General features: G+C 65.8%; 30 protein-coding genes. 25 read left to right on the plus strand and 5 right to left on the minus strand.

What is annotated here, in order from left to right:
* Positions 1–11: 11 nt before the first annotated feature.
* Positions 12–764, minus strand: coding sequence for a DUF3109 family protein (locus tag QM797_RS23300; RefSeq protein WP_283278104.1), 753 nt, complete (start codon positions 762–764; stop codon positions 12–14).
* Between the two features lie 78 nt (positions 765–842).
* Here QM797_RS23300 and QM797_RS23305 point away from each other — a divergent pair, with 78 nt between their 5' ends.
* The 10 genes from QM797_RS23305 (at position 843) to QM797_RS23350 (ending at position 9001) form a co-directional block, all read left to right on the plus strand.
* Complete coding sequence (locus QM797_RS23305; protein WP_283278038.1) at positions 843–1796, plus strand: Ppx/GppA family phosphatase; 954 nt, start codon at positions 843–845, stop codon at positions 1794–1796.
* Positions 1793–2929, plus strand: a complete 1137-nt coding sequence (locus QM797_RS23310; protein ID WP_283278039.1) for an Rv0497 family membrane protein — start codon at positions 1793–1795, stop codon at positions 2927–2929. The genes QM797_RS23305 and QM797_RS23310 overlap by 4 nt, the downstream gene beginning before the upstream one ends.
* Before the next feature lie 12 nt (positions 2930–2941).
* Entirely contained in the window at positions 2942–3784 is an 843-nt protein-coding gene (locus QM797_RS23315; protein ID WP_283278040.1) for a sugar phosphate isomerase/epimerase family protein, read from the plus strand.
* A 22-nt stretch (positions 3785–3806) separates the two neighbouring features.
* Complete coding sequence (locus QM797_RS23320) at positions 3807–4664, plus strand: thioesterase family protein (protein WP_283278042.1); 858 nt, start codon at positions 3807–3809, stop codon at positions 4662–4664.
* An 18-nt stretch (positions 4665–4682) separates the two neighbouring features.
* Positions 4683–5498 (plus strand): pyrroline-5-carboxylate reductase, encoded by an 816-nt coding sequence (proC, locus tag QM797_RS23325; protein WP_283278043.1) that lies wholly within the window; start codon positions 4683–4685, stop codon positions 5496–5498.
* Between the two features lie 127 nt (positions 5499–5625).
* Positions 5626–5862, plus strand: coding sequence for a helix-turn-helix domain-containing protein (locus tag QM797_RS23330; RefSeq protein WP_008713658.1), 237 nt, complete (start codon positions 5626–5628; stop codon positions 5860–5862).
* Between the two features lie 219 nt (positions 5863–6081).
* Positions 6082–6183, plus strand: coding sequence for a 30S ribosomal protein bS22 (locus tag QM797_RS23335; RefSeq protein WP_003402602.1), 102 nt, complete (start codon positions 6082–6084; stop codon positions 6181–6183).
* 143 nt (positions 6184–6326) lie between these two features.
* Positions 6327–7457 carry an NAD-dependent epimerase/dehydratase family protein gene (locus tag QM797_RS23340; protein WP_283278044.1) on the plus strand — a complete coding sequence of 377 codons (1131 nt, stop codon included), beginning with the start codon at positions 6327–6329 and terminating at the stop codon, positions 7455–7457.
* Positions 7450–8490, plus strand: a complete 1041-nt coding sequence (locus QM797_RS23345) for a lysophospholipid acyltransferase family protein (RefSeq protein WP_283278045.1) — start codon at positions 7450–7452, stop codon at positions 8488–8490. The genes QM797_RS23340 and QM797_RS23345 overlap by 8 nt, the downstream gene beginning before the upstream one ends.
* A gap of 22 nt (positions 8491–8512) precedes the next feature.
* Positions 8513–9001: a GNAT family N-acetyltransferase gene (locus QM797_RS23350; protein ID WP_283278046.1), complete on the plus strand. Its 489-nt coding sequence runs from the start codon at positions 8513–8515 to the stop codon at positions 8999–9001.
* A gap of 18 nt (positions 9002–9019) precedes the next feature.
* Here the strand turns inward: QM797_RS23350 and QM797_RS23355 are convergent, their stop codons facing one another.
* Positions 9020–9955, minus strand: coding sequence for an HAD family hydrolase (locus QM797_RS23355; RefSeq protein WP_283278105.1), 936 nt, complete (start codon positions 9953–9955; stop codon positions 9020–9022).
* A gap of 244 nt (positions 9956–10199) precedes the next feature.
* On the opposite strand from QM797_RS23355, the gene QM797_RS23360 reads away from it, so the two are divergent.
* The 14 genes from QM797_RS23360 to QM797_RS23425 all read left to right on the plus strand — a co-directional run bounded on the left by QM797_RS23360 (position 10200) and on the right by QM797_RS23425 (position 20513).
* Positions 10200–10481: a glutaredoxin family protein gene (locus QM797_RS23360; protein ID WP_283278047.1), complete on the plus strand. Its 282-nt coding sequence runs from the start codon at positions 10200–10202 to the stop codon at positions 10479–10481.
* A gap of 155 nt (positions 10482–10636) precedes the next feature.
* Positions 10637–11467: a redox-sensing transcriptional repressor Rex gene (locus tag QM797_RS23365; protein WP_283278048.1), complete on the plus strand. Its 831-nt coding sequence runs from the start codon at positions 10637–10639 to the stop codon at positions 11465–11467.
* Positions 11464–12876, plus strand: a complete 1413-nt coding sequence (locus QM797_RS23370; protein WP_283278049.1) for a glutamyl-tRNA reductase — start codon at positions 11464–11466, stop codon at positions 12874–12876. Before QM797_RS23365 ends, QM797_RS23370 begins: the two co-directional genes overlap by 4 nt.
* The gene (gene hemC / locus QM797_RS23375) at positions 12873–13850 is read left to right on the plus strand and encodes a hydroxymethylbilane synthase (protein WP_283278050.1); all 978 of its coding nucleotides are present in this window, start codon (positions 12873–12875) and stop codon (positions 13848–13850) included. The genes QM797_RS23370 and hemC overlap by 4 nt, the downstream gene beginning before the upstream one ends.
* A 159-nt stretch (positions 13851–14009) precedes the next feature.
* The gene (locus tag QM797_RS23380) at positions 14010–15572 is read left to right on the plus strand and encodes a bifunctional uroporphyrinogen-III C-methyltransferase/uroporphyrinogen-III synthase (protein ID WP_032401867.1); all 1563 of its coding nucleotides are present in this window, start codon (positions 14010–14012) and stop codon (positions 15570–15572) included.
* 49 nt (positions 15573–15621) lie between these two features.
* Positions 15622–16596, plus strand: a complete 975-nt coding sequence (gene hemB / locus QM797_RS23385) for a porphobilinogen synthase (protein WP_283278051.1) — start codon at positions 15622–15624, stop codon at positions 16594–16596.
* Positions 16593–17216, plus strand: coding sequence for a hypothetical protein (locus QM797_RS23390; RefSeq protein ID WP_283278052.1), 624 nt, complete (start codon positions 16593–16595; stop codon positions 17214–17216). The genes hemB and QM797_RS23390 overlap by 4 nt, the downstream gene beginning before the upstream one ends.
* A 97-nt stretch (positions 17217–17313) precedes the next feature.
* Positions 17314–17475, plus strand: coding sequence for a hypothetical protein (locus QM797_RS23395; RefSeq protein ID WP_283278053.1), 162 nt, complete (start codon positions 17314–17316; stop codon positions 17473–17475).
* A 69-nt stretch (positions 17476–17544) separates the two neighbouring features.
* A complete protein-coding gene (locus QM797_RS23400; RefSeq protein WP_283278054.1) occupies positions 17545–17973 on the plus strand; it encodes a hypothetical protein in 429 nt (142 codons plus the stop codon).
* A gap of 1 nt (position 17974) precedes the next feature.
* Entirely contained in the window at positions 17975–18451 is a 477-nt protein-coding gene (gene mce1N / locus QM797_RS23405) for a transport-regulating membrane protein Mce1N (RefSeq protein WP_283278106.1), read from the plus strand.
* Positions 18448–18699 carry a hypothetical protein gene (locus tag QM797_RS23410; protein WP_283278055.1) on the plus strand — a complete coding sequence of 84 codons (252 nt, stop codon included), beginning with the start codon at positions 18448–18450 and terminating at the stop codon, positions 18697–18699. The genes mce1N and QM797_RS23410 overlap by 4 nt, the downstream gene beginning before the upstream one ends.
* A 16-nt stretch (positions 18700–18715) precedes the next feature.
* Positions 18716–18997 (plus strand): metal-sensitive transcriptional regulator, encoded by a 282-nt coding sequence (locus QM797_RS23415; RefSeq protein WP_037188667.1) that lies wholly within the window; start codon positions 18716–18718, stop codon positions 18995–18997.
* Positions 18998–19017: 20 nt separating this feature from the next.
* The gene (locus QM797_RS23420) at positions 19018–19221 is read left to right on the plus strand and encodes a heavy-metal-associated domain-containing protein (protein ID WP_283278056.1); all 204 of its coding nucleotides are present in this window, start codon (positions 19018–19020) and stop codon (positions 19219–19221) included.
* A gap of 86 nt (positions 19222–19307) precedes the next feature.
* On the plus strand, positions 19308–20513 hold the full coding sequence (locus QM797_RS23425; RefSeq protein ID WP_283278057.1) for a PQQ-dependent sugar dehydrogenase: 1206 nt from the start codon (positions 19308–19310) through the stop codon (positions 20511–20513).
* Between the two features lie 51 nt (positions 20514–20564).
* Here QM797_RS23425 and QM797_RS23430 read toward each other — a convergent pair whose 3' ends face one another.
* Genes QM797_RS23430 through QM797_RS23440 form a run of 3 tightly spaced genes read right to left on the minus strand, consistent with a single transcriptional unit; the run spans position 20565 to position 24181 of the window.
* Positions 20565–22532, minus strand: coding sequence for an acyl-CoA dehydrogenase family protein (locus QM797_RS23430; protein ID WP_283278058.1), 1968 nt, complete (start codon positions 22530–22532; stop codon positions 20565–20567).
* Positions 22533–22575: 43 nt separating this feature from the next.
* Positions 22576–22782 (minus strand): inositol 2-dehydrogenase, encoded by a 207-nt coding sequence (locus tag QM797_RS23435; protein ID WP_283278059.1) that lies wholly within the window; start codon positions 22780–22782, stop codon positions 22576–22578.
* Positions 22783–22828: 46 nt separating this feature from the next.
* Positions 22829–24181 (minus strand): serine hydrolase, encoded by a 1353-nt coding sequence (locus QM797_RS23440; RefSeq protein WP_283278060.1) that lies wholly within the window; start codon positions 24179–24181, stop codon positions 22829–22831.
* Positions 24182–24269: 88 nt separating this feature from the next.
* Between QM797_RS23440 and QM797_RS23445 the strand changes: the two genes are divergently transcribed.
* Positions 24270–25541 (plus strand): adenosylmethionine--8-amino-7-oxononanoate transaminase, encoded by a 1272-nt coding sequence (locus tag QM797_RS23445; RefSeq protein ID WP_502942387.1) that lies wholly within the window; start codon positions 24270–24272, stop codon positions 25539–25541.
* Positions 25542–25550: the final 9 nt, after the last annotated feature.

The following is a 25550-nucleotide window of genomic DNA, read 5'->3' on the forward strand; positions in this document are numbered from 1 at the left end:
GCGAAGCCGGTCTAACGGCGCTGGGCCCCACGAGTCGCCGGATGCACTGCGATCAAACCCAATCCACGGCGACGCTTGCACAGCGATGCCAGTTCGTCGTAGGCCGCCTTGCCGAGCAGTTCCGTCAATTCCGGCTTGTAGGACTCGAACACCTGCTTCGCGCCGACGTGAGCATCGGGTGAGCCGGAGCAGTACCAGTGCAGATCGAGACCGCCCTCGCCCCAGCCGCGTCGGTCGTATTCGCCGATGGTGGTCTTGAGAATCTCTGAGCCGTCCGGCCGCGTCACCCAGTCCTGGGTGCGCCGGATCGGCAGCTGCCAGCACACATCAGGCTTGACCTCGAGCGGCTCGATGCCCTTGCGCAGCGCCATCGAGTGCAGCGCGCACCCGATGCCGCCCTCGAATCCGGGACGGTTCTGGAAGATGCACGCGCCCTTGTAGCGGCGCGTACGCAGCGACTGCTCGTCGTGGAGATCGTCGTATTCGACGTATCCCTTCTTGCCCAGACCCTTGTCCATGAGCTGCCAGTCCTGCGGGGTGAGCAACTTCACCGACTCGTCGAGCTTGCGCTTGTCGTCGTCGTCGGACAGGAATGCGCCGTGCGAGCAGCACCCGTCGTCAGGCCTGCCCTCGACGGTTCCCTGGCATGCCGGAGTGCCGAACACGCAGGTCCAGTTGGACAAGAGCCACGTCAGATCGGCGGCGATCAAGTGTTCCGAATTGTCTGGATCAGGGAATTCGACCCATTCTCGTGGGAAATCCATCTCGACCTCTGCAGCGAACGGTGGCTGCTCACGACCTGCTGTCACAAACGACGACGCTAGACCCAGTACCGTGGACCTGTGCGATTAGGGGTGCTCGATGTCGGTAGCAACACGGTGCATCTACTTGTCGTGGACGCCCACCGTGGCGCTCACCCCACCCCCATGAGCTCGAGCAAGGCGACACTGCGCCTCTCCGAGAACACCGATGCGTACGGAAACATCACCCCTGCGGGCGCGGATCGCCTCGTGAACGAGGTTCGTGAGTTCGCAGCCATCGCCGAGCGGTCGGGCTGCAGTGAGCTGATGGCATTCGCCACCTCCGCAGTGCGCGACGCCTACAACTCCGAGGACGTACTCGCCCGAGTACTCGCCGAAACCGGAGTTTCCCTGCAGACACTGTCCGGCGTCGATGAGGCGCGGCTGACATTTCTCGCGGTGCGACGCTGGTACGGCTGGTCTGCCGGCCGCATTCTCGGACTCGACATCGGCGGCGGATCGCTCGAACTGGCCAGCGGCAGCGACGAGAATCCGGACGTCGCATTCTCTCTGCAACTCGGTGCCGGTCGCCTCACCCGCGATTGGCTCGACGAGGATCCACCGGGCAAGCGTCGTATCGCGGTTCTCCGGGATTGGCTGGACGCGGAGTTGGCGACCCCCGCCAAGGAGTTGCTCGCGGCCGGTGACGCCGACCGGGCCGTGGGAACGTCGAAGACATTCCGTTCGTTGGCTCGCTTGACCGGTGCTGCGCCCTCCGCGGCCGGTCCCAGGGTGACGCGGACGCTCACTGCGAGCGGCTTGAGGCAACTCATAGCCTTCATATCGCGGATGACGGCCGCCGACCGTGCAGAATTGGAAGGCGTCAGCGCCGACAGGTCGCCACAACTGGTGGCCGGGGCATTGGTAGCGGAGGCGAGCATGCGGGCATTGTCGGTGGAGTCACTCGAGATCTGCCCGTGGGCGCTGAGGGAAGGTTTGATTTTGAGGAAGCTGGACACCGAAACCGACGGCGATCTGGTGGGGAGTTCGAGATGAGCGAGAACAATCCAGAAGACACCGGACAGATCTCGGTTGCCGAGCTGTTGGCCCGAAACGGCCAGCAGACGAACCTGAGTACAGGTGGACGCCGTCGCCGAGGCGTCAAGGGTGGCATCTCCGTCGCAGAGCTCACCGGTGAAATCCCGGTCGTCCGGGACGAGCCGGGCAGCCGTAGCGCCCCGGTGGTCGACGCACCTGCTCCGCCCCCGGCCGACCGCGACACGCCGACCCCTGCTCGAGCTGAGGACGACGACGACCGCGCCACGTCCGACGATGCGCCCGCTTTCCCGTCCTCGCGCCCGCAACCGGCCCGGCCGCAGAGCTCTCGCCCGACCGCGTATCAACCGGTGGGTAGGCGCGAGAAGCAACAGCCCGAGCCCGAACTGCTGTCCGGCTCCACCACGGTGGCCGGTGACCTGCTGAACCGGTCGCACGACGACACCGAGCGCGGTCATCGCCCGGCTGCACCGACGACGCCGCCGGATCGGCCGCCGTACGGATCCACCGCGGCCGAACAGGGACGGAACCGCAAGCCCGCAGGATTCACCGCGCCGCGCCAGGTCGAGGTGGCCGAGCCCAACACCGACGTCACTCCGCGAGCAGCGGTGATCGACGTCGACGACGTCGCCAAGACGGCGGTGTCTGCGCGCATTGCGCGCACGGACGATACGGAATCCGATACGACGGGCAAGGTCGCTTCCACCGACGCACCCGAGACATCCGCTGCCACCGAGGCCGTCGATCTCGTCGAGACGGATTCAGAGCGCGACGCCGAGGAGGACACTGCTGCGGCACCGGAGACCGAGGCCGACGCGAGCCCCGCAACCCGATCCGGCCGCCGTGCTTCGGCCGCCAGGGGCAAGGGCGGCGCCGTTCGGCAGTGGCTCGTGCTCGTCGGTCAGGCAGTGGTGGCCATCGTCGTCGGCGCATTGCTGTTCAAGGGCTTCGAGCAACTGTGGGACGTGCTGCCATGGGTCGCCCTGGTGCTGTCGGTGCTGGTGATCGTCGGTCTTGTTGCAGTGGTGAGAATTCTGCGGCGCACCGACGATCTGATATCGATCGTCATCGCGATCGCCGTGGGTGTGTTCGTGACGCTCGGCCCGCTCGCCTTCCAGCTCAGTACCGGCTGAGCTGGAACCACGATGGCTGCGCAGCGAATACACGTTGGACTGTCCACGGCATCGGTGTACCCACAGAACACCGAGGCGGCTTTTCGGTACGCAGCCGAACTCGGCTACGACGGCGTGGAACTGATGGTGTGGGCCGAGTCGGTCAGCCAGGACGTCGACGCGGTGGCCGCACTCTCTCGGGAGTATTCGATTCCGGTTCAGGCCATCCACGCGCCGTGTCTGCTGATCTCGCAGCGAGTGTGGGGCTCGGATCCGATCGCCAAACTGGCCCGGTCGGTCGAGGTGGCCGAGAAGCTCGGTTCGGCTACGGTCGTCGTGCATCCGCCGTTCCGCTGGCAACGTAAGTACAGCGAGGGCTTCGCCGATCAGGTAGCGGAACTGGAAGCGAACTCGCACGTGGTGGTCGCCGTCGAGAACATGTTTCCGATGCGTGCCGACAGGTTCTTCGGACGCAAGGAGAAATCGGCGCAGCGACTGGAACGACGAGGTGGTCCGGGAGCCGCCCTGTCGGCGTTCTCCCCGTCGTACGACCCGACGGACGTCGGGCACGGTCATTACACCCTCGACCTCTCGCACACGGCCACCGCGGGCTCGGACGCCATCGAGATGCTCGATCGGATGGGCGAGGGCATCGCACACCTGCATTTGGCCGACGGCCGAGGCGCGTCCGTCGACGAGCATCTGATCCCCGGGCACGGCAGTCAGCCGTGCGTCGAGGTGTGCACCGAGCTGGTTCGTCGCGGCTTCGATGGCCAGGCGGTGATCGAGATCAACACGCAGAACGCGCGCACCGTGCCCGAGCGGTCGTCGATGCTCGACCAAGCCCTGCAGTTCGCCCGTACACACCTGTCCTGAGGTCGCCGGTAAGTTGTTCGGAATGAGTTCCGTCAGCCCGTTCAAAGCCGCCACCACCCTCACCGCGCTCGACGTCACCGCCGACTCCGCGTCGTTCGCAGGCGCGATCGACTCCACCTGGACCATCGGTCCCAAGGTGCACGGCGGGGCGATGCTCGCCGTCTGCGCGGCAGCAGCGCGTCAGCAGATTGTCAGGACCGACCCGGAGCAGTCCGAGATCCAGCCGCTCGCGGTGAGCGTCAGCTACCTGGCCGCTCCCGATCCCGGCGAGGTTGCGCTGACGACGGTGGTGCGCAAGCGCGGTCGCCAGGTTTCCCACGTCGACGTCGAACTCACCCAGGCCGGACGCGTTGCCGTGCGGGCGGTGGTGACCCTCGGTCGTCCCGATTCCGACGAACCTCACCACGAGACACCGACGTCGCTGGCGTCGATGGCCACCTCGCCGCCCGCAGAGACCCTCGCGGTGGCAGGCGATCATCCGATGGCGTCCATCGTGCACGTCGCCAAGGGCTGTGAGATGCGTATCGACGCGTCCTCGGCGTCGTTCCTGACCGGCGCGACGGGCGAGGCGGAGATTCGGTTGTGGGTGCGCCCCTTCGCGGGCGACGAGGCCGACATCGACACCGCGGTGCTGTTCGCACTGATGACCGGCGACATCTCGGCTCCGGTGACCATGAACCGCGGAATGTTCGGTTGGGCTCCGACCGTGCAGTTGACGACCTACCTGCGGCACCGTCCTGCGCCGGGGTGGCTGCGCGTGGCGGCGACCAGCAGCGTCATCGGCAGCACGTGGTTCGAGGAGGACCATGTGGTGCTGGATTCGACCGGTGCCGTCGTAGTGCAGAGCAGACAGTTGGCGATGGTGCCGCGCTCGAACTGACATGGCAGGCTTGGCCGCATGACGAGAATTGCAGTGATCGGCGGCGGACGGATCGGCGAGGCGTTGATTGCGGGACTCCTCGAGTCCGGCCATGCAGTGCGCGATCTGGTGGTCGCCGAGAAGTCCGAGGCCCGCGCCAAGGAGATCGCGAAGGAATTCGGTGTCCTGACCACCACCGTCGGCGACGCGTCCGAGGGGGCCGACGTGATCGTGCTTGCGGTCAAGCCGGCCGACGTCGAGGCGGCACTGACCGAGATCACCAAGATCGAGCTCGACGGCGATCGCGAACAACTCATTGTCTCGCTGGCCGCAGGCGTCCCCACCACGAAATTCGAGCCCAAGCTCCCCGCCGGCTTCCCTGTCGTTCGGGTCATGCCCAACACCCCGATGCTCGTAGGGGAGGGCGTCAGCGTGTTGGCTCCGGGCAAGTACGCGCGCGCCGAGCACCTCGAGCTGGTCCGCTCCATCCTCTCGGCCGTCGGCAAGGTCGTGGTGGTCAAGGAACATCAGCTCGACGCCGTGACGGCCGTATCAGGGTCGGGTCCGGCCTATTTCTTCCTGGTGGCCGAGGCCATGATCGACGCGGGAGTGGGCCTGGGATTGGCCCGCGACGTGGCGTCGGCGCTCGTGGTTCAGACGATGGTGGGGGCCGGGGCGATGCTGGATCGGTCCGACGAGAGTGCGAACGAGCTCAGATACGCCGTGACCTCGCCGGGCGGTACGACGGCCGCAGCAGTGCGAGAATTGGAACGAAATGGCCTTCGAGCAGCGTTTTTCGATGCTCTCGGTGCTGCCAACGCCCGATCGATTGAGATGGGCATCACAGCAGATTGAAAAATCTTTTCCCCACTCCCGTCGCAGTAACCCCATCTGTCCCTATAGGCTCGGGGGCAGCACGTGCGTGTCTGTTCGGCAGGAGGGGAAGCCTGCCGCATGAGACGTGCCGGAGGTATGTGGATTTATGGCGTCTATAAACAAGCCGTCCAAGGGTTCGTCCCCGGATGGTCAACCGGCTCTGGCCGGAACGCAGTTCCTCACTGTCGCCGAAGTGGCGACGTTGATGAGGGTTTCGAAAATGACCGTGTACCGGCTGGTACACGGCGGAGAATTGCCCGCTGTACGAGTGGGTCGGTCTTTTCGTGTGCACGCCAAGGCGGTTCACGACTATCTCGAGACCTCGTACTTCGACGCAGGCTAGTAGTGCACGCGGGGCCGGTTTCGTAAGTGCCGGTTCGGACCGGTAGGATTGGCGCTCGTCGTGCCAGCCAGCCGGTGTGCAGCCGTGGGCGAGTACGTGGCCCCAGCGCCAGCTCGGTGACCAAGGCTTTTGGCTCGAAGCCCTCAGAGCTTGGTTGTCAGGTAGGCGTACGCAAACGGCGTGCGCGAAAACGCTAGAGAAGAACGTGAGGACACCCGCATGGGTTCAGTGATCAAGAAGCGTCGCAAGCGCATGTCGAAGAAGAAGCACCGCAAGCTGCTTCGTCGTACCCGCGTACAGCGCAGGAAACTCGGCAAGTAGTTCTGCCGGCATAGCTTTCACCAGGAGGCCCGTCACCATCGGTGGCGGGCCTCCTGGCGTTCGTGGATGGGCTTTGCTTCTCACCCTCGCGTCTGCCCACCGATCCAGTAGGCTTTGGACGGAGCCGATGTTGGGGGTGCGCAGTGAGTCCGAGCGATCGTGGTGTTGCCGCGCCCCGAGTGGTCCTGGTGACCGGAGCCAGTCGTTTTCTCGGCGGATACCTCGTCACCAGACTGGCCCAGAACCCGCAGATCGAACGGGTGATCGCCGTCGATGCGCTGTCGCCGAGCAAGGATCTGCTCCGACGCATGGGCCGCGCCGAATTCGTCCGTGCGGACATTCGAAACCCGTTGATCGGCAAAGTGATTCGTAATGCCGGCGTGGATACCGTCGTGCATGCTGCCACCGTGGCCAAGCCCCCCAAATCCGGGGGCCGCGCCACGATGAAAGACCTCAACGTCATCGGCGCGATGCAGCTGTTCGCGGTGTGCCAGAAATCTCCGACGGTGGAGAAGGTGGTCCTGCGTTCGTCCTCCTCGGTGTACGGCTGCAGCGCGAAGGATCCGGTGAAGTTCACCGAGGAGATGAGTGCCCGACGCCCACCGAACGGTGCGTATGCGCGGGACACCATCGACATCGAGGGATACGTTCGCGGACTCGGCCGTCGACGACCGGACATCGCTGTGTCGATCCTCCGCATGGCACCGCTGATCGGTCCGCGATTGAACGGCACCATCTCGCGGTACATGACCTCGCCGCTGATCCCGAGCATCATCGGCCGCGATGCACGTATGCAGTTGCTGCACGAGGAAGACGCCCTCGCCGCGCTCGAGCGCGCCACCATCGGTGGTCCGGCGGGCACGTTCAACATCGGGGCCGACGGCACGATCATGCTGTCGCAGGCGATCCGCCGTGCCGGGCGCGTCCAGGTGCCGGTTCCATTTCCATTGTTCAAGAGTGTCGGCCGCGCTCTCATGGGCGGCATGATGCGGGAATTCACCACTGAGCAACTCGACTACTTCCACTTCGGCTGCGGCCTCGACACCACCCGGATGCGTTCGGTCCTGGGCTTCGAGCCGCGGTGGACTACGGTTCAGGCGTTCGACGACTTCGTCCGCGGCGCGGCGCTGCGCCCGGTCATCAGGACCGAGTGGGTGGACGGCATCGAGAATCGACTGCTCTCGGCCGTCGATACCGGCGCATCCACGGCGCGCGCACTGGCAGCACTGCGTAGCTCGGACACAGTGCGAAGTTCGGGAGGGACGGGTGAGTGAAGTGGCCAAAGTAATTCCACTGCACGGTGGCCGCTCGGTCCGTGCGTCGCAGGGTTCGCGCGAACGGCACCCCTCCGCCTACACCGAGCCGCGTGAGCCGACGCCACTGCTCGACCCTGCCCCCGCAGTCGCGTCCGCCCCGGCGGCAGTGATCCCGACTCCGTTGCTCTCGATGATCGACGACACCAAGACCGCCGTTGTCGACCAGATCTCCTCCGTTGCCGAATTCGTACGTCGGCGTCTGGCCGGCGATTACAGCGTCGACGAGTTCGGCTACGACCCGCATTTCGCCGACGCCATCTGGCTTCCGTTGCTGCGGCCGCTGTTCGAGAAGTGGTTCCGCGTCGAAGTCAAAGGCATCGAGAACATCCCGTCGGACGGCGGCGCACTCGTCGTCGCCAACCACGCAGGCGTGGTTCCCGTCGACGCGTTGATGGCGTCGGTCGCGGTGCGCGATCACCATCCGGCGCACCGTCCGTTGCGAATGTTGGCTGCCGACATGGCTTTCGAGATGCCCGGCGTCGGCACCATCGCCCGCAAGGCCGGGCACACGCTGGCATGCAACCCCGATGCCGAGCGTCTGCTGCGTACCGGCGAACTCGCAGCAGTGTTTCCCGAGGGCTTCAAGGGCATCGGCAAGCCGTTCAGCGAGCGCTACAAATTGCAGCGGTTCGGCCGCGGCGGGTTCGTGTCGGCGGCTCTGCGAACCGGAGCACCGATTATCCCGTGCTCGATTGTCGGCTCGGAGGAGATCTACCCGAAGATCGGCGACATCGCGCCACTGGCTCGACTGATGGGCATGCCGTATTTTCCGGTTACGCCGTTCTTCCCGCACTTCGGTCCGCTCGGCCTGATCCCGTTGCCGTCCAAGTGGTACATCGAGTTCGGTAAGCCGATTCCTACCGACTCGTACGACGCCACCGCGTTCGAGGATCCGATGGTGCTCTTCGAGCTGACCGACCACGTTCGCGAAACCATTCAGCACACGCTGTACCGACTGCTGGCCAAGAGGCGCAACGTCTTCCTGGGGTGAACGCACGGGTTATCCTGTGCCAGTGCACATTCGCAACACCACCATCGACGACCTGCCCGAGATTCTCGACATCCACAACGATGCCGTCGCCAACACGACTGCCATCTGGGACGAGGAACAGGTCGACCTCGCCGACCGCACGGCCTGGTTCGACGGCCGCCTCGCGGCGGGATACCCCGTCCTCACCGCCGAGGTCGACGGCCGGGTGGCCGGCTACGCGTCGTACGGTCAGTGGCGGGTCAAGAGTGGTTATCGGCACTCGGTGGAGCACTCGGTGTACATCCACCGGGACTTCTACCGGCGTGGCCTGGCCAGTGCGCTGCTCAGCGAATTGATCGAGCGGGCCAGGACAGGCGACGTGCACGTGCTGGTGGGGTTCATCGAGTCCGAGAACACCACCTCGATCGCTCTGCACCGGAAATTCGGCTTCGCCACCGTCGGGCAGATGCCTGAGGTAGGCGTCAAGTTCGGCCGATGGCTCGACCTGACCCTGATGCAGCTGACGCTCTGATCGCCCTGCCCGGCTGGGTCAGCCCTTGCGACGGCCGATCACGGCAGCGAGTCCGCCGCCCACTGCGCCCAAGGCCAACGCTGTCGGAACGCCGATCTTGGCGGCCTTGCGTCCGGTGCGGTAGTCGCGAATTTCCCAGCCCCGGTTCTTGGCCAGCTCACGAAGGTCCGGATCGGGATTGATCGCCACGGCGGTCCCGACGAGCGAAAGCATCGGAACATCGTTGTGGCTGTCCGAGTACGCGGTGCACCGCTTGAGATTGAGGCCTTCCCGCACTGCCAGTGAGCGCACTGCGTGCGCCTTGCCGATGCCGTGGAGGATGTCTCCGACGAGGCGGCCGGTGAACACCCCGTCCTTGCTCTCGGCGACGGTTCCCAGTGCCCCGGTGAGGCCGAGCCGCTTGGCGATGATCTGAGCCAGTTCCAGGGGAGTGGCGGTGACCAGCCACACCTGCTGGCCGGCGTCGAGGTGCATCTGGGCGAGAGCACGAGTGCCGGCCCAGATCTTGTCGGCGATGACCTCGTCGTAGATCTCCTCGCCGAGCGTGGTCAGTTCGGAGGTGGGACGGCCCGTGATGAACGAGAGCGCCTTCTCCCGGCCGCTGGCCACGTCCTCGCTGTTCTCCTTGCCGCTGACCCTGAATTTCACTTGCTGCCAAGCGAATTGAGCCAAGTCGCCACTGGTGAAGTATTTACGAGCAGCCAGCCCGCGAGCGAAATGAATGATCGATGCGCCCTGGACCATGGTGTTGTCCACATCGAAGAAGGCCGCAGCGGTGAGATCCCGCGGTATCGCGCCCTCGGACTCGATCCGCAACGCGAGAGCGGCGTCGGCACTGGCCTGGCCCGCCACGTTGGCGCGGACTTCTGCATCGGACGGACCGAAGGGGTTGCGAATCCTGCGAATACGCCGCTTGAACTGCTTGTCCCCGCGCGGATCCTCGGTGTCGACCATGTCGATATCGGGCGTGGCCTCGATCGGCAGGTCGGTTCCCCCGTCACTCACTTCGGTCCTCCTCCCACTCGAGTACTCGATGCAGCCCACTCGGTCACCCTCGCAGCCCGCTCGGTTACTGAAACAGCCTAGTCGTGGGTCCGACAGGACCGGCGGGGGACAAGCGAAGCCGGCCGAGAGGGCGGGCAGTTGGGGTAGTGGTCTGTGACGTTCGTCTCCATTGCGGACGTGTCACAGTGGACGGATGCAGACGACTCCCCCCGGCGTGGCTCTTCTCACCCGTGCAGGCTGCCATTCGTGCGCCCACGCGCTGGAGGTGTTGAACGAGGTTTGCGGCGAGTTCGACGTGGCCGTCACGGTCGTCGACGTCGACGAGGCGGCATCGGAATCGCCTGACCTGCGTGCGGAGTACGGGGACCGAGTGCCGGTGGTACTGCTCGACGGCATCGAGCACAGCTACTGGGAGGTGGACGTGCCCCGATTGCGGGCCGATCTGGCTCGGGCAGGGCACCCTAAGAACGTGTGATTCGTCTCCGTGTGCAGGTGAAGGCCGGTATGCGCAACTTTGTTCATTCGTTCACAAGCAGTTACCGTGGTGTGAACAGCATTCGTGAAATAGACACGAACGCAGGATCAGCGTGAAGACCGGCATCGACGCCGTTCGGACGAGGAGCCCCAGACGTGACCGAAGAGCGCCCGTCGCCCAGCGGCGTAGAGCGGGTCATCCCTCAGGCTACGGTCACCCGTCTGGCGACCTACCTGCGGGTCCTCTCGATCCTCGCAGACGAGGGCGTTCTCATCGTCTCCAGTGAAGAACTGGCCACCGCAGCGGGTGTCGGATCGGCCAAACTCCGCAAGGATCTCTCCTTTCTCGGCCCCAACGGCGTTCGGGGTGTCGGCTACGACGTCGCACGGCTGCGCGCCAAGATCGAGAGCGCACTCGGACTCGATCGTGGACACCGCGTCGTACTGGCGGGAGTCGGCAATCTGGGACAGGCGCTGGCCGGGTACGGCGGATTCGCGCGTCGCGGCTTCACCATGGTCGGCCTCTTCGACCGAGACCCGGCTCGGGTGGGCACAGACGTCGACGGACTGACCGTCCGGCACGTCGACGATCTCGACAAGGCCTGCCGTGAACTCGAGGCGACCATCGGCGTCATCGCCACCCCTGACGACGCAGTGCACGTCGTCGCCGAAAAGCTCGTTGCAGGCGGCGTCGAGTGCATTCTGAGCTTCTCGCCGATGGTGCTCGACGTTCCCGAACACGTCGAGGTACGGCGGGTGGACCTGGCGGTGGAGATGCAGGTGCTCTCCTTCAACAGCTCTCGCAATGTGTCCGAACCGGCCGACGTGACCGCACCGACCGTCGTCACTGCGCCTCGGCCACAGCCGGTCTCACCGCCTCCACTCACGTCCACGGCACGTCTGGGCCGCAGTCACGGCCCGCGCATCGCCGGTAATCCAAGCCCAGTCAACAGTTCGACAAGAAACGGATCGGTGATTGCACCGTGAGTGTCCTTCTCGTCGGGATATCGCACCGTAGCGCTCCCGTCGCAGTTCTCGAGCGTGTCGCGATCACGGACACCGATCGCCCGAAACTGACCGACAAACTGATGGCCAGCGGAAGCATCTCCGAGGTCATGGTGGTGTCCACGTGCAACCGCGTCGAGATCTACGCCGTCGTCGACGCCTTTCACGGCGCGTTGACGGCCGTCGGCGAGGTACTCGGTGAACACTCCGGACTCGAGATCGCGGACCTGACCAAGCACGCCTATGTGCGCTACAGCGAAGCCGCCGTCGAGCATCTGTTCGCAGTGGCCAGCGGCCTGGACTCGATGGTCATCGGCGAGCAGCAGATCCTCGGCCAGATCCGGTCGGCATACGCCGCCTCGGACGGGCAGCAGGCATCCGGCCGGGTGATGCACGAACTGGCTCAGCAGGCGCTGCGCGTTGGCAAGCGGGTGCATAGCGAAACCGGGATCGACTCCGCCGGAGCCTCGGTGGTCTCGGTGGCCCTCGATCGCGCCGCCGAGACGTTCGGCGGTTCCCTCGCCGGTCGCAAGGCCGTCGTCCTCGGAGCCGGAGCCATGGGCGGCCTCGCCGTCGCGCACCTCGGCCGCGCCGGAATCGGCGGCCTCACCATCGTCAACCGCACCCGCGAGCGGGCCGACCACCTGGCCGAGAACGCCGTCTCGAACGGAATCGCGGCAACGTCGGTCGCCCTCGAAAATCTGTCCGACGCGGTGGCCGAGGCCGACATCCTCATCACCTGTACCGGTGCGGTGGGGGCCGTGGTCTCCATCGCCGATGCTCACCTCGCCCTCGTCGGCCGCGACGCCGAGCACCCGCTGGTGATCTGCGACCTCGGACTGCCCCGCGACGTCGACGCCGCGGTGGCGCAGCTGCCGGGCATCACCGTCTTCGACATGGAGTCGCTTCAGCGCGATCCCGCAGCCGGTGCTGCGGCGAACGACGCGTCGGCGGCTCGCGAGATCGTATCCAGTGAACTCTCGGGTTACCTTGCGGGGCAACGACTTGCCGAGGTCACCCCCACCGTCACCGCACTGCGTCAGCGCGCGGCCGAAGTGGTCGAGGGCGAGTTGTTGCGCCTCGAGTCGCGGCTGCCCGGCCTCGATTCGCCGCAGCGCGACGAGGTGGCCCGGACCGTGCGCCGTGTAGTCGACAAGTTGCTGCACTCGCCAACGGTGCGCGTCAAGCAGCTCGCCAGCACCCCGGGCGGGGATTCCTACGCCGCGGCGCTGCGGGAGTTGTTCGAGCTGAGCCCCGGTTCGGTCGATGCGGTGGCGACGCCGATGGAGATCGGCTCGCTGGAGCTGGTCGACGACTTCACCGCCAGCCGTACCGATCTGCGCTCGGACTCGTACCCCGGCGGCACCGCCGGTCAGGAGCGATCGGAATGAGCGACATCGTCAAGATCGGTACTCGCGGAAGCCTTCTCGCGACCACTCAGGCCGACACCGTGCGCGTGGCTCTCGCCGCAGCAGGGGTCGAGGCGGAACTGGTGATCGTCAAGACTGCGGGCGATCTGTCTGCCGCACCCGTACAGACGATCGGCGTCGGGGTCTTCACCGCAGCGCTGCGCGAGGCACTCGCCGACGGCACCGTCGACATCGCCGTGCACTCCTACAAGGATCTGCCGACCGCAGCCGACGATCGGTTCGTCATCGCGGCCATCCCGGCCCGCGAAGATCCCCGAGACGCCCTGGTGGCCCGCGACGGGCTGGTGCTGGGCGAGCTGCCCACGGATGCGAAGGTCGGTACCTCCGCACCCCGTCGGATTGCTCAATTGCGAGCTCTCGGACAGGGATTGGACGTCCGGCCGCTGCGAGGCAACCTCGACACCAGGATCGGGAAGGTGGCCTCGGGCGAGCTCGACGCCGTCATCGTCGCCCGCGCCGGGCTGTCCCGCATCGGCCGACTCGACGTCGTCACCGAAGCACTCGATCCGGTACAGCTGCTGCCGGCACCCGCTCAAGGTGCCCTGGCTGTCGAATGCCGCACCGGCGACACCGATCTCGCGGCGGCCATCGCCACCCTCGACGACGCACACTCGCGTGCCGCGGTGGCAGCCGAACGCGGACTGCTGGCCGAACTCGAAGCCGGCTGCACCGCTCCGGTCGGCGCGATCGCCGAGGTCGTCGAATCCATCGACGAGGACGGCCGCATCTTCGACGAACTGTCGTTGCGCGGTTGCGTCGCCGCGATCGACGGCAGCGACACCATCCGCGCGTCGATCGTCGGATCACCCGACCGCGCCGAGGAGCTGGGCCGAGAACTGGCCCGCGAACTGCTCGATCTCGGTGCCCGCGAACTCGTTTCAGTCACCGAACCAGCGCAGGCCGGTTCTCACGTACAGGGTGGATCTCATGTCTAGGGCCATAACGGCACCCGTCCGCGGACGCGCCAAACGCACGGCGACCCGTCCGGCCGTACGAAGAGAGTCGATCGCTACCGCTCGACTGATTCCGAAACGGGGCGCGGCAACCCCGATAGAACTGCAGTACCCATACAAAACAGCACTGGAGAACAACCGATGAGCCCAGTCCGCAAGAACACCAACGGACGGATCCTGTTCGTGGGATCCGGGCCGGGTGACCCGGCTCTGCTCACGGTCCGGGCACGTGAAGTGCTCGGAGCGGCCGAGCTCGCATTCACCGATCCCGACGTCGACAAGGGCGTCACCGCGCTCGTCGGTGCCGACGTCCCCCGGGACGCGGAGACGGGTGAGAACGGTGTCGAGGTTCGTCCGGCACTCGGTGAGCCCGCTGAGGTCGCCAAAACGCTTCTCGCCGAGGCCAAGAACGGCCACGACGTGGTTCGCCTGGTTTCCGGTGATCCGCTCACCACCGATTCGGTGATCGCCGAGGTCAGTGCCGTCGCGCGGACGCACGTGCCGTTCGAGGTGCTCCCGGGCCTGCCTGCGGGATCCGCGGTGCCCAGCTACGCCGGCATGGCATTGGGCTCGGGCCACACCGAGGCCGACGTCCGCGGCGAGGTCGACTGGGCAGCGCTCGCTGCTGCTCCCGGCCCGCTCGTGCTGCACGCGACGTCGGGTCACCTGGCCGAAACCGCCAGTGCCCTCGTCGAACACGGTTTGGCACCGCAGACGCCTGCAGCCATCACCGTTCGTGGCACCACTCGCCAGCAGCGCACCGTCGAGGCCACCCTCGCCACCCTCAACGACGCCGGATCCGAGCTCGTCGGATCGCTCGTCGTCACCGTGGGCAAGGTCGTCTCGGGCCGAAACAAGATGTCCTGGTGGGAGTCTCGCGCACTGTACGGCTGGACCGTGCTGGTTCCGCGCACCAAGGACCAGGCCGGTGAGATGAGCGATCGCCTCGTCACCCACGGGGCCATCCCCATCGAAGTTCCGACCATCGCCGTCGAGCCGCCGCGCAGCCCGGCCCAGATGGAACGTTCCGTCAAGGGCCTGGTCGACGGCCGCTACCAGTGGGTCGTCTTCACCTCCACCAATGCCGTCCGGGCAGTGTGGGAGAAGTTCGAGGAGTTCGGTCTGGACGCCCGCGCGTTCTCCGGCGTCAAGATCGCGTGCGTCGGAGAGGCAACGGCGGCGAAGGTGCGTTCGTTCGGCATCAACCCCGAACTCGTGCCGTCGGGTGAGCAGAGCTCGCTCGGACTGCTCGAGGACTTCCCGCCGTACGACGAGGTGTTCGACCCGGTCAATCGAGTTCTGTTGCCGCGTGCCGACATCGCGACCGAAACGCTCGCCGAAGGTTTGCGCGAACGCGGCTGGGAGATCGACGACGTCACCGCATACCGCACCGTGCGGGCAGCGCCGCCCCCCGCCGAGACCCGCGAGATGATCAAGACCGGCGGATTCGACGCAGTGTGCTTCACGTCGAGCTCCACCGTCCGGAACCTGGTCGGCATCGCCGGAAAGCCGCACGCCCGCACACTCGTTGCGTGCATCGGCCCCAAGACCGCCGAGACGGCCGTCGAATTCGGTCTGCGCGTGGACGTGCAGCCCGAGTCGGCTCAGGTCGGACCGCTGGTCGAGGCGCTCGCCGAGCACGCAGCTCGCCTGCGCGCCGAGGGTGCACTGCCTCCGCCGCGAAAGAAGTCGCGCCGCCGGTAACTCGGTCGCGGATCTCACGCTCAGCACACCCGGTCCGTAAGGAGTTCGCTTGTTCCCCACCGACCGCCCCCGACGCCTGCGCCGTACCCCGGCGCTGCGTCGGCTGGTAGCCGAAACGTCCTTGGAGCCACGGCATCTGATACTGCCGATGTTCGTGGCCGACGGCATCACCGAGCCGCGGGAGATCAGCTCGATGCCCGGGGTGTTCCAGCACACGCTGGACTCGCTGAGTGCTGCGGCCGAGGAGGCCGTAGCGGCAGGCGTGGGCGGCGTCATGCTGTTCGGTGTGCCGAAATCCGAGGACAAGGACGAAACCGGCTCGGGGGCAACCGATCCGGACGGAATCCTGAACCGCGGGCTGGCTCGGCTGAAGTCCGACCTCGGGGATTCGACGGTCATCATGGCCGACACGTGTCTGGACGAGTTCACCTCGCACGGTCACTGCGGTGTGCTGGGGGAGAACGGCTCGATCGACAACGACGCCACCCTGTTGCGCTACGTCGACATGGCCGTCGCACAGGCGGACGCGGGTGCTCACCTGCTCGGACCCAGCGGAATGATGGACGGACAGGTCGGTGCGATCCGCGCCGGACTGGACGCGGCCGGTCACGTCGAGGTAGGGCAGCTGGCGTACTCCGCGAAGTATGCGTCGGCCTTCTACGGTCCGTTCCGGGAAGCCGTGGGCTCGTCGCTGCAGGGGGATCGCCGGACGTATCAGCAGGACGCACGGAATCGCCGAGAGGCCACCCACGAGGTGGAGCTCGATCTCGCCGAGGGTGCCGACATGGTGATGGTCAAGCCGGCCATGTCGTACCTCGACATACTCCGCGATGTGGCCGAGATGTCGCCGGTTCCGGTTGCGGCGTATCAGATCTCCGGGGAATATGCCATGATCACCGCCGCCGCACAGAACGGCTGGATAGATCGCGACGCGGCGGTGCTGGAATCGCTCGTCGGAATTCGGCGTGCGGGTGCCGATGTCCTACTGACCTACTGGGCAACCGAAGTGGCGGGCTGGCTGTGAACGATTTTCCCCCGGGAAACAACCCCGACAGCAACACGCCCAACAATCCACCGTCGCAACCGGATTGGCAGCGCTGGGAGCTCGAGCACGGGTTCCCGCGGTCGGGCCCGGAGCTGGAGCCGACTCCGCGACCGGCACCGGTCGACGTCGAGACGGCTCGCCATCTGTGGTGGGGAGTGGCGCTGATCGGCGCTCTCTCAGCGCTGTATTCGGTATGGACGCTGTTCGGGGCGCGTGAAGAATTTGCGCAGTCTCTGCTCGACGAACTCGCGGCGCAGGACGCGGCAGCGGACATGACCGTCGAATCCACGCAGTCGATGGTGACGGTGATGCTGGTCGTCACCATCTTCGTCGTGCTCGGTTTCGGGGCGTTGTTCCTGTTCTGGGTCAAGCGGATGCGCGCGGGCAAGATGTGGGCCCGGATGCTGCTGACCGTCATCGGATCGTTCATCGTGTTCACCACGATCCTTGATCTGTTCGCCATGGCATCGACGGCGGGGGCGATGAACATCGTGATGGGCGTGCTGAGCATCGGCCAGGGTGTAGTTGCCGCCGGGGCGATCTACCTGATGCATCGTCGTGAATCCAACGAATACTTCGTCGCGTCCAGACGGCGGTAGTTGTCAGAGCTCGGTAGTTTCGGGCGTGTTCTCGGCCGCAAGCCCCGCTGTGTGACTAGCATCACTCTCGATATCTTTTCGAGTGATCGGATCCGACATGGCAGAGAACACCCCTGCAGTAGCGAGCGTCGCCCAGCCGGTGGTCGACCGCGAGCCCTGTCCCCGGGAAAGCGGCCGTCCCGGTTGGGCGCTGCTCGGGTTGCTCCTCGCCGTCTCGGCCGCGATCGCAATCATGGCGTTGGGGATTTCTGCCGGCTGAGTGCTGGGTGCCGTCCGGAATTTCTGCCTGCGGAACCCTTTCCAACCCCGCGGTGGCAGGATGTCTGGCGTGAGCGCAGACACCGACGCATCGATCGTCCGTCCTCGGGTGGTCTCTGCCGCCTACTGGCTGTGGCTGGCCTCGGCCGTGTTGCTGATCGTCGTCTGCATGATCGCCTTGACGCTCCCCGCCGATCAGATTCGTGCGTCGTTCAGCTCGGAAGAGCAGGGCAATTCGTTCTTGACCGTCTTTCGTGGCCTCGGTGTGATCTCCGGGGTGGTCGGATTGGCCGTCGGGCTGATGTCGAGTCACGTCCGCGGCGGTGACCGCAGATTTCGGCGCGCTCTGGTGACGCTGTCGGGAGTTGCCGCTCTGCTGCTGATTTTCGCGGCACTGGTGTTCCCGTTCGTTCCGCTGGTGATCACCGTCGGCCTTGTTCTCGCGGCCGTTCTCGTTTACCGACCGTCGGCGCGGGAGTGGTTTCAGCGTGAGCAGTGAGATGTCGGCGAGTGAGACCGTGCTGTTCCACGAACCTGGTGGTCGATGGCGCATGCTGGCCTGGGGGCCTGTGTTCTGCCTCGTGGTACTCGCCGTCGAGCTCGCTTCCGGTCCGGTGATCCACTGGTTCGCACTCGTGCTGTTCTCGCTGATCCTCGTCGGTCTGACCTACGTTCAGCTGCGCGCTGCTCGCATGCACGTCAGCGTCGAACTCACCACCCGAACGCTGCGTCAGGGCACGGAGACGGTCGACATCGCCGAAATCGACGACATCTTTCCTGCGGCCGAGTACGCCGACGACGAGTACGAGCCCAAGAGATGGGAGACGGCGCGAGTGCTCGGGGAGCTCTCGGGTGTGCCGCGTAAGCGCCACGGCATCGGGCTGCGGCTGGTGGGCGGCGGGCTGGTTCAGGCCTGGGCAAAGGATGACGAGGGGTTGCGCGCGGCCCTCGAAACGGCCAAACGGGAGTACCTGTGAGGAAGTCCGTCGGCTGGGTGGAATTCGTGTTCGCGCTGCTGGCGGTGATCGGAGCCGTGGTGTGCTGGAACATGGGCGTGCGAACCACCGAGTTCCCCGCTGTTCCCGACGTGTCCCCGGCGTATCAGGGGACGTTCTACTCGGGGTCCTGGATCGCGCTGGCGGCCCTTGCCGTCACCGTCGCGGGGTTGCTGATCGTCGACGCGGTGCGTCGAGTCCGGACGGAAGAGCCACCCCCTACCGGGTAGGGGTATAGTGGACGCTATGAGCAGCTACAGCGCCGAGCAGGACGACCTGCTGAAGCGATTGCGTCGGATAGAGGGTCAAGTGGCCGGGATTTCCCGAATGGTCGCCGACGACCGCTACTGCATCGACGTTCTCACCCAGGTCTCTGCCGCAACCAAAGCGCTGCAGTCGGTCTCGTTGAAGCTGCTCGATGCCCACCTCGCCGGTTGCGTCGTGGAGGCGGCGAGGCAAGGCGGGCCGGAAGCAGACGCAAAAGTGAAAGAAGCGTCCGAGGCCATCGCGCGCCTCGTGCGCTCCTGACGACAGAAGGGAAGTCGACAATGCAGACGACATATTCGGTCGAGGGCATGACGTGCGCACATTGTGCTGCGTCGGTGAAGGAAGAAGTCTCCGAGATCGCGGGGGTCACCGGTGTCGATGTGGATGTGGACGCCGGTTCCGTTGTGGTGAGCAGTGATGCGACGCTCGATACCGCAGCGGTGGACGCCGCGATCGCCGAGGCTGGGTACCGACTCGCGTCCTGATCCAGCGGCACGGGTGGTTCGGATCCGGAGAAAACGGTGATACCGGAGGAACCGGACCATTCGTTCCCGCCGTCAGGAGTTTGCTCGTGAAGTTGGTGTCCACAGTCGGAATCATTGCCGTGACTGCATGTGTGCTCGTGGCTTGTTCGTCGGGTGGGTCGGCGCAACAGGTCGCGGCACCGCAGCAGGGCACCGAGGACGTCGCCGCACCCGGGACCAGCCCGTCGGTATCCGCTAGCTCCGAGCCCGGACCGCTGCCGTCGCTCTCCGTGACCACCCTGCTCGACGGCCTCGACAAGCCGTGGGACGTAGTGATGGCACCGGACGGCACAGTGCTGACCGGTGAACGATCGGGACGCTTCGTCGTCCGCGACGCCGTTGGAGACGTGCGCGACCTCGATGCGGATATGGGCGATCTCTACGCCTCCGGCGAGACCGGCCTCATGGGTATTGCGCTGGCCACGGATTTCGCTGCGTCGCGGACGATCTACACCTGCCAGGGTGTGCGGGGCGATGCAGGCAACCGTATCGCGGTGATGTCGTGGACCGTCGATCCGCAATGGACGCAGCTCTCACGCACCGGGACGCTCGTCGACGACATTCCCGTCGCCGACGGCGGTCGTCACGGTGGGTGCCGCATCCTGGCTCATCCCGACGGCACGCTGTACATCGGTACCGGCGACAACGCGAACCCGACCTTTCCCCAGGATCGGAACTCGCTGGGCGGCAAAGTGTTACACGTCAATGCAGACGGCACTGCCGCAGCCGACGCACCGGATCGGATCTTCACTCTCGGTCATCGCAATGTGCAGGGACTGGCGATCCGTCCCGGAACCGATCAGATCTTCGAGGTCGAGCAGGGGACGAGCCGAGACGACGAGCTGAACCTGTTGGTGCCGGGCGGCAACTACGGTTATCGGCCCGATCGACGCCCGTCGGTCTACGACGAATCGGTCCCCATGACCGACCCCGATCGGGTTCCTGGTGCCCTGCCCGCAGTGTGGAGTTCGGGTGATCCGACCATCGCCACCCCCGACGTCACGTTCACCGACGGTGAGCAGTGGGGCTCTTGGAACGGCGCCGCGGTGATCTCGAGCCAGCAGGGCGAGAAGCTGGTGTTCCTGGCATTGTCGGAGGACGGAACCGAGTACGTCGCCGAGGCAGAGGCGCTGGAGGGGACCTACGGCCGACTTCGCTCGCTCACCAGCGTCGGGAACGACGGTGGCTTCCTGCTCACCACCGACAACGGATCCGAGGACAAGGTTCTGCTCGTCACGCCCGACGTGAACTGACGCCAGGTGCGGGCCCTCAGGGGACCCGCACCTCGGCGTCGTACTACTTCGTCAGTGCGCGTGACTGGGGTTGGCGGCCGGCTCTTCCTCGGTTCCCGCTCCCGGCTCGCCGAGCATCGCCGCACCGACCAACGCGTCGGGCACACCGAAACCGTCGACGAGCAACTCAGCGTGCGGACGCAGTGTGCGGCAGCGCTCGTTGATGGCGCGGGTGACGGCCTTGGACCGCTCGGTAGACAGGTAGCGGTGCTCGATGAACCAGGCCTTGTCCTTCTCAATCACCGAGAGGGCGTACAGGTCACAGACCTCGTCGAGGAGATCCTTGGTGGCGGGGTCCTCGCACGACTCGATGCCGGCGATGAAGGCCTCGAAAATGATGCGATCGATGTGCGCGCCCGCCGCGTGCAGCACGTGATCCTGCACCGCATTGAACGCCTCGAACGGGCTGGTTTCCTTGGACTTGGACTGCAACCGGCGCGCGACGGTGGAGAGCAGGTATTCCTCACGATCCTCGAACATCTTGACCTGAGTACCGCGGTTGAACAGCGAGCCCTCTTCCTCATTGTCCTGGCGGCGGTCCAGGATGGTCTGCATGATCGCTTGTGCCGCAGTGCGTTTGACCACTCGGTCACCGACCATGTCGGCGGCGAACTTGACCCATTCGACCGGGCTCATGGACTTGACGTCGTCGGCGTACGCGGTGAGCAATTCCTTGGCCACCAGCTGAGTGAGCACATGGTTGTCGCCCTCGAACGTGGTGAACACGTCCGTGTCGGCTTTGAGTGAGATCAGCCGGTTCTCGGCGAGATAGCCTGCGCCGCCGCATGCTTCGCGGGCTTCCTGAATCGCGGCGGTCGCATGCCAGGTGTTCGCAGCCTTGAGGCCGGCTGCGCGCGCCTCGAGCTCGCGCTGCTCCTCGGCGTCGGGGCTGTCCGCCGTCTGCAACTCGTGCATCTTCGACACAAGTTCGTTCTGCGCGAACTGCAGGGCGTAGGACTTGGCGATGAGCGGGAACAGCCGACGCTGATGCACCAGATAGTCCATGATCAGAACTTCCTGATCGGAATCCGGTGCAGCGAACTGCCTGCGCTGCAACGCGTATCGCGTCGCGATGTCGAGGGCGACGCGGGCCGCCGCAGCGGCACTGCCGCCGACCGTGACACGGCCGCGGATCAACGTGCCGAGCATCGTGAAGAACCGTCGAGACTTGTTCTCGATGGGGGAGGAGTACGTACCGTCGTCGGACACGTCGGCGTACTTGTTGAGCAGGTTGTCTCGCGGGATGCGGACGTGATCGAACATCAGGCGGCCGTTGTCGACGCCGGGAAGACCGCCCTTGTACTGGCAGTCCGAGGTGGTGACACCGGGCAGGTCGTCACCGTTCTCGTCGCGGAGTGGAACGAAGAAGCAGTGCACGCCGTGGCTTTCGGGCTCCTCGCCCGGGCCTGCGGTGATGAGCTGAGCGAACACAGCGGCGACGGTCGCGGTTTCGGCGGCACCGCCGATGTAGTCCTTACGCGAGGACGGCGTCGGAGAGTTGATGACGAACTCGTCCGTCTTCGGGTCGTACGTGGCCGTGGTCTCGAGCGATTGCACGTCGCTGCCGTGCCCGGTCTCGGTCATGGCGAAACAGCCGAGCAGTTCGAGGTTGATGATCTTGGGGACGTAGGCCTCGTGGTGGCGTTCGGTGCCGAGATTTTCGATGGCACCACCGAACAGTCCCCACTGGACGCCGGCCTTGACCATCAGCGACAGGTCGCTCATTGCGAGCATCTCGATCATCGTCACCGCTGCGCCGACGTCCCCGGTACCGCCGTGTTCCTTCTTGAAGCCGTTGTCGGCAGCACCGGCGGCGGCGAGGAGCTTGAGTTGCTCGAGTGCTTTGGTGCGGGCGATGACGGTGTTCGGCGTGTAGTGCGGTCGGAACTCGTCGCGCGCCAGCTGTGTGCGCGCCTCGTTCTTCACATCTCGCCAGCGGCCGTCCAGAGTGTTCCGAAGGTGATCCGTTGTGGTTGCCATACTCGACGGTAACCTTTTGCCGCCGCCCGTGAGGGCCGGAAACTCAGACCGGCCAGACGAATTCTTTGAACACCGCTCTGCAGGTGCGCCAGAAGCCCGTTTTCGCGTACGGACCGTCGTGGAACAGCGACGCACAGTTGTCCTCCAGAGCCCTGGTGACCAGGGGACTGAAGTCGGCGAATTCCCTGACCAGGAACTCTTTGAAGCCTGACGGCCACGCGTGCTGGGCTGGTTCGTGTTGTGCCTCCACGACTGCGAGTGTAATGCAGCAGTAACATCGATGTTACAAATCACACCTACTTCAGTAGCGCGAATGCCTCCTGAGCAACGAGGAACGCGTAGCTGGACGGGATCAGATCGATCGCTCCGTCGGCCTGGAATTGTTCGGTGACGATCCAGTCCTGACCGGACGCATCGGTGGCCAGGAATGCGCCGGCGAGGTCACCGGGTGCATTGCCGCCCTTGAAGCCCGAGTACGGCCACAGTGCGGCGTCGAGCTGCACGCCCGGAGTGATCGCCAGAATCCGGCGGTTCTCCTCCGCTGCCGGACCCGAGGCGAGATAACCCATCGCCGCACAGACGTCCTGCGCATTGGCGAACCACTCGACGCCCTCGGCCGACGCCGGATTGTCGAGGAAGTTCTCGAAGTCGATCTCGAGTGGCCGCGCGTCCGCTCGGGCCAGCAGCTCGACCCGGCCGCTGGGGTCTGCACCCGACCACTCGGCCCGCATGTTCGGATCGCCGAATCCGATGACGAAGAACTGCCGGGTGTCCATCATCGGCGTCATGACCGACGGATCGTGATGTCCCATGACACCGAGCTGGCGTTCGACGCGGTCGCGCCCGAGTCGTTCCATCAACAGATCCGTTGCGGTGTTGTCGGACAACGAGATCATCTTCTCCGCGGCCTCGCGAACCGACACCGCGGTGCCGTCGGGCAGATTCTGCAACTCGCCCGACGGCGCGCTCTTGGTCGCGTCGCGAACGGTGAGCTGCTCGTTCCACCGAACCGTGCCTGCCTCGATCTCGTCGGTGAGCGCGCCGAGGACGTACAACTTGAACACCGAACCCAGCGGGAGCACTGCGTCCGCATTGGTGGAGTAGACGGCCTCGCAGTCACCACCGTTGAGACGAGACGCACTGTAGGAGTACTTCGGGGCCACCTTCGACAGCGCCGCATCGAGGTCGTCGAACGACGAGACCTCGGGGGTATCGGGCTTGGCCAGGAATCCGTCGAGCTTGCCGTCGGCACCGATCGAGGTAGAGATCGTGGCCGGGACGCCGGCGGTGGTGAAGCGCAGGACGCCGGTATCGGGGCCGGCCTCGAAACCTGTGGCCACGTTCGGTGCACCGGCGCGCAATTGTTCGAGTGGGGTGACGAGTCCGCCGAGCGGAGCGACCGCCTCTGCCAACTCGGGCCCGACGACGGCCTCCACCTCGGTGGGATCGGGTGCGTTCTCGCCGTTGATCCACTGCAGAATCCGGTCGTTGAGCGCACCCAGCGCAGTGGAGGTGTCGACGGCGAAGGCCGGTGCCGTGGTGGTGCTCGTGGGCGACGGTGCCTCGGCTGCACCCCCGCAGGCAGCGAGTGTCAGAGTTGCCACGAGGGCGGCACCTGCGAGTCTCGTCGTGGTGCGCGGCGTCATCATGCTGCGATGCTAACGGATTCGGACATTTCGCCTTCGAGGGTGAGGGAGTCGGTTCCGCTGGGTTGCTGTGGCAGGGTGCTGTGGCGTGCTGACTTCCGAGGACGTCCGTCGAATCGACTCCGACCACCTGTGGCACCCCTACAGCCGGTTTCCTGCGAGTGGGACACCGCTGGTGGTCGAGAGTGCATCCGGGGTGCGACTGAGCCTTGCCGACGGCAGGCAGCTGATCGACGGGATGAGTTCGTGGTGGGCGGCGGTGCACGGCTACCGCCACCCGGTGCTCGACGCCGCCGCGCACGATCAGCTGGGCCGGATGAGTCACGTGATGTTCGGCGGACTGACGCACGCTCCGGCGGCGAGGTTGGCCGAGCTGCTGGTCGAGATCACCCCCGCCGGGCTCGACAAGGTGTTCCTCGCCGATTCCGGATCGGTCTCGGTCGAGGTCGCGGTGAAGATGGCGTTGCAGTACTGGCGTGGCCGCGGCGAGCACGGTCGCACTCGGCTGTTGACCTGGCGCGGCGGGTACCACGGAGACACGTTCGCTCCGATGAGCGTGTGCGATCCGGATGGTGGAATGCACACACTGTGGACCGAAGTGCTGGCGAAGCAGGTGTTCGCTCCGGCTCCGCCCGCGGAGTTCGACGCCGGGTACGTCGCCGAATTCGAGCGGGTACTGAGCGAACACGCGAGCGAACTGGCGGCGATCATCGTCGAACCGATAGTGCAGGGTGCCGGCGGTATGCGATTTCACGATGCGCAGTACCTGGTCGAGCTGCGTCGCCTGGCCGACGAGTACGGCGTGCTGCTGATCTTCGACGAGATCGCGACCGGCTTCGGCCGGACCGGGCAGTTGTTCGCCGCCGACCACGCGGGCGTCGCACCAGACATCATGTGCGTCGGCAAAGCATTGACCGGCGGCTATCTGACCCTGGCGGCGACGCTGTGCACCACCGAGGTGGCTACGACGGTCTCGGGCGGGGAGGCCGGAGGCCTGATGCACGGGCCGACGTTCATGGGTAATCCACTGGCGTGCGCGATCGCGGTGGCCTCGGTGGAACTGCTGCTCTCGCGCGATTGGCGCGCCGAGGTCGCAGGTTTGGCATCGGGTTTGGCAGCGGGGTTGGCACCTGCTCGTTCGCTGCCGGGCGTCGCCGACGTCCGGGTGCTGGGCGGGATCGGGGTGATCGAGATGCACAGCCCGGTGGACATGGCACGGGCCACGGCAGCGGCCGTCGAAGCGGGAGTGTGGCTGCGGCCGTTCGGCCGTCTGGTGTATGCGATGCCGCCGTTCATCTGCACCGATGCGGAGGTGGCTGCCATCGCCGACGCCATGCTGGCGGTGGCCCGAAGCCATACTTGAACAGCGTTC

Origin of the sequence: Rhodococcus sp. IEGM 1381 (assembly GCF_030056795.1) — a bacterium.
Taxonomy (GTDB): Bacteria; Actinomycetota; Actinomycetes; order Mycobacteriales; family Mycobacteriaceae; genus Rhodococcoides.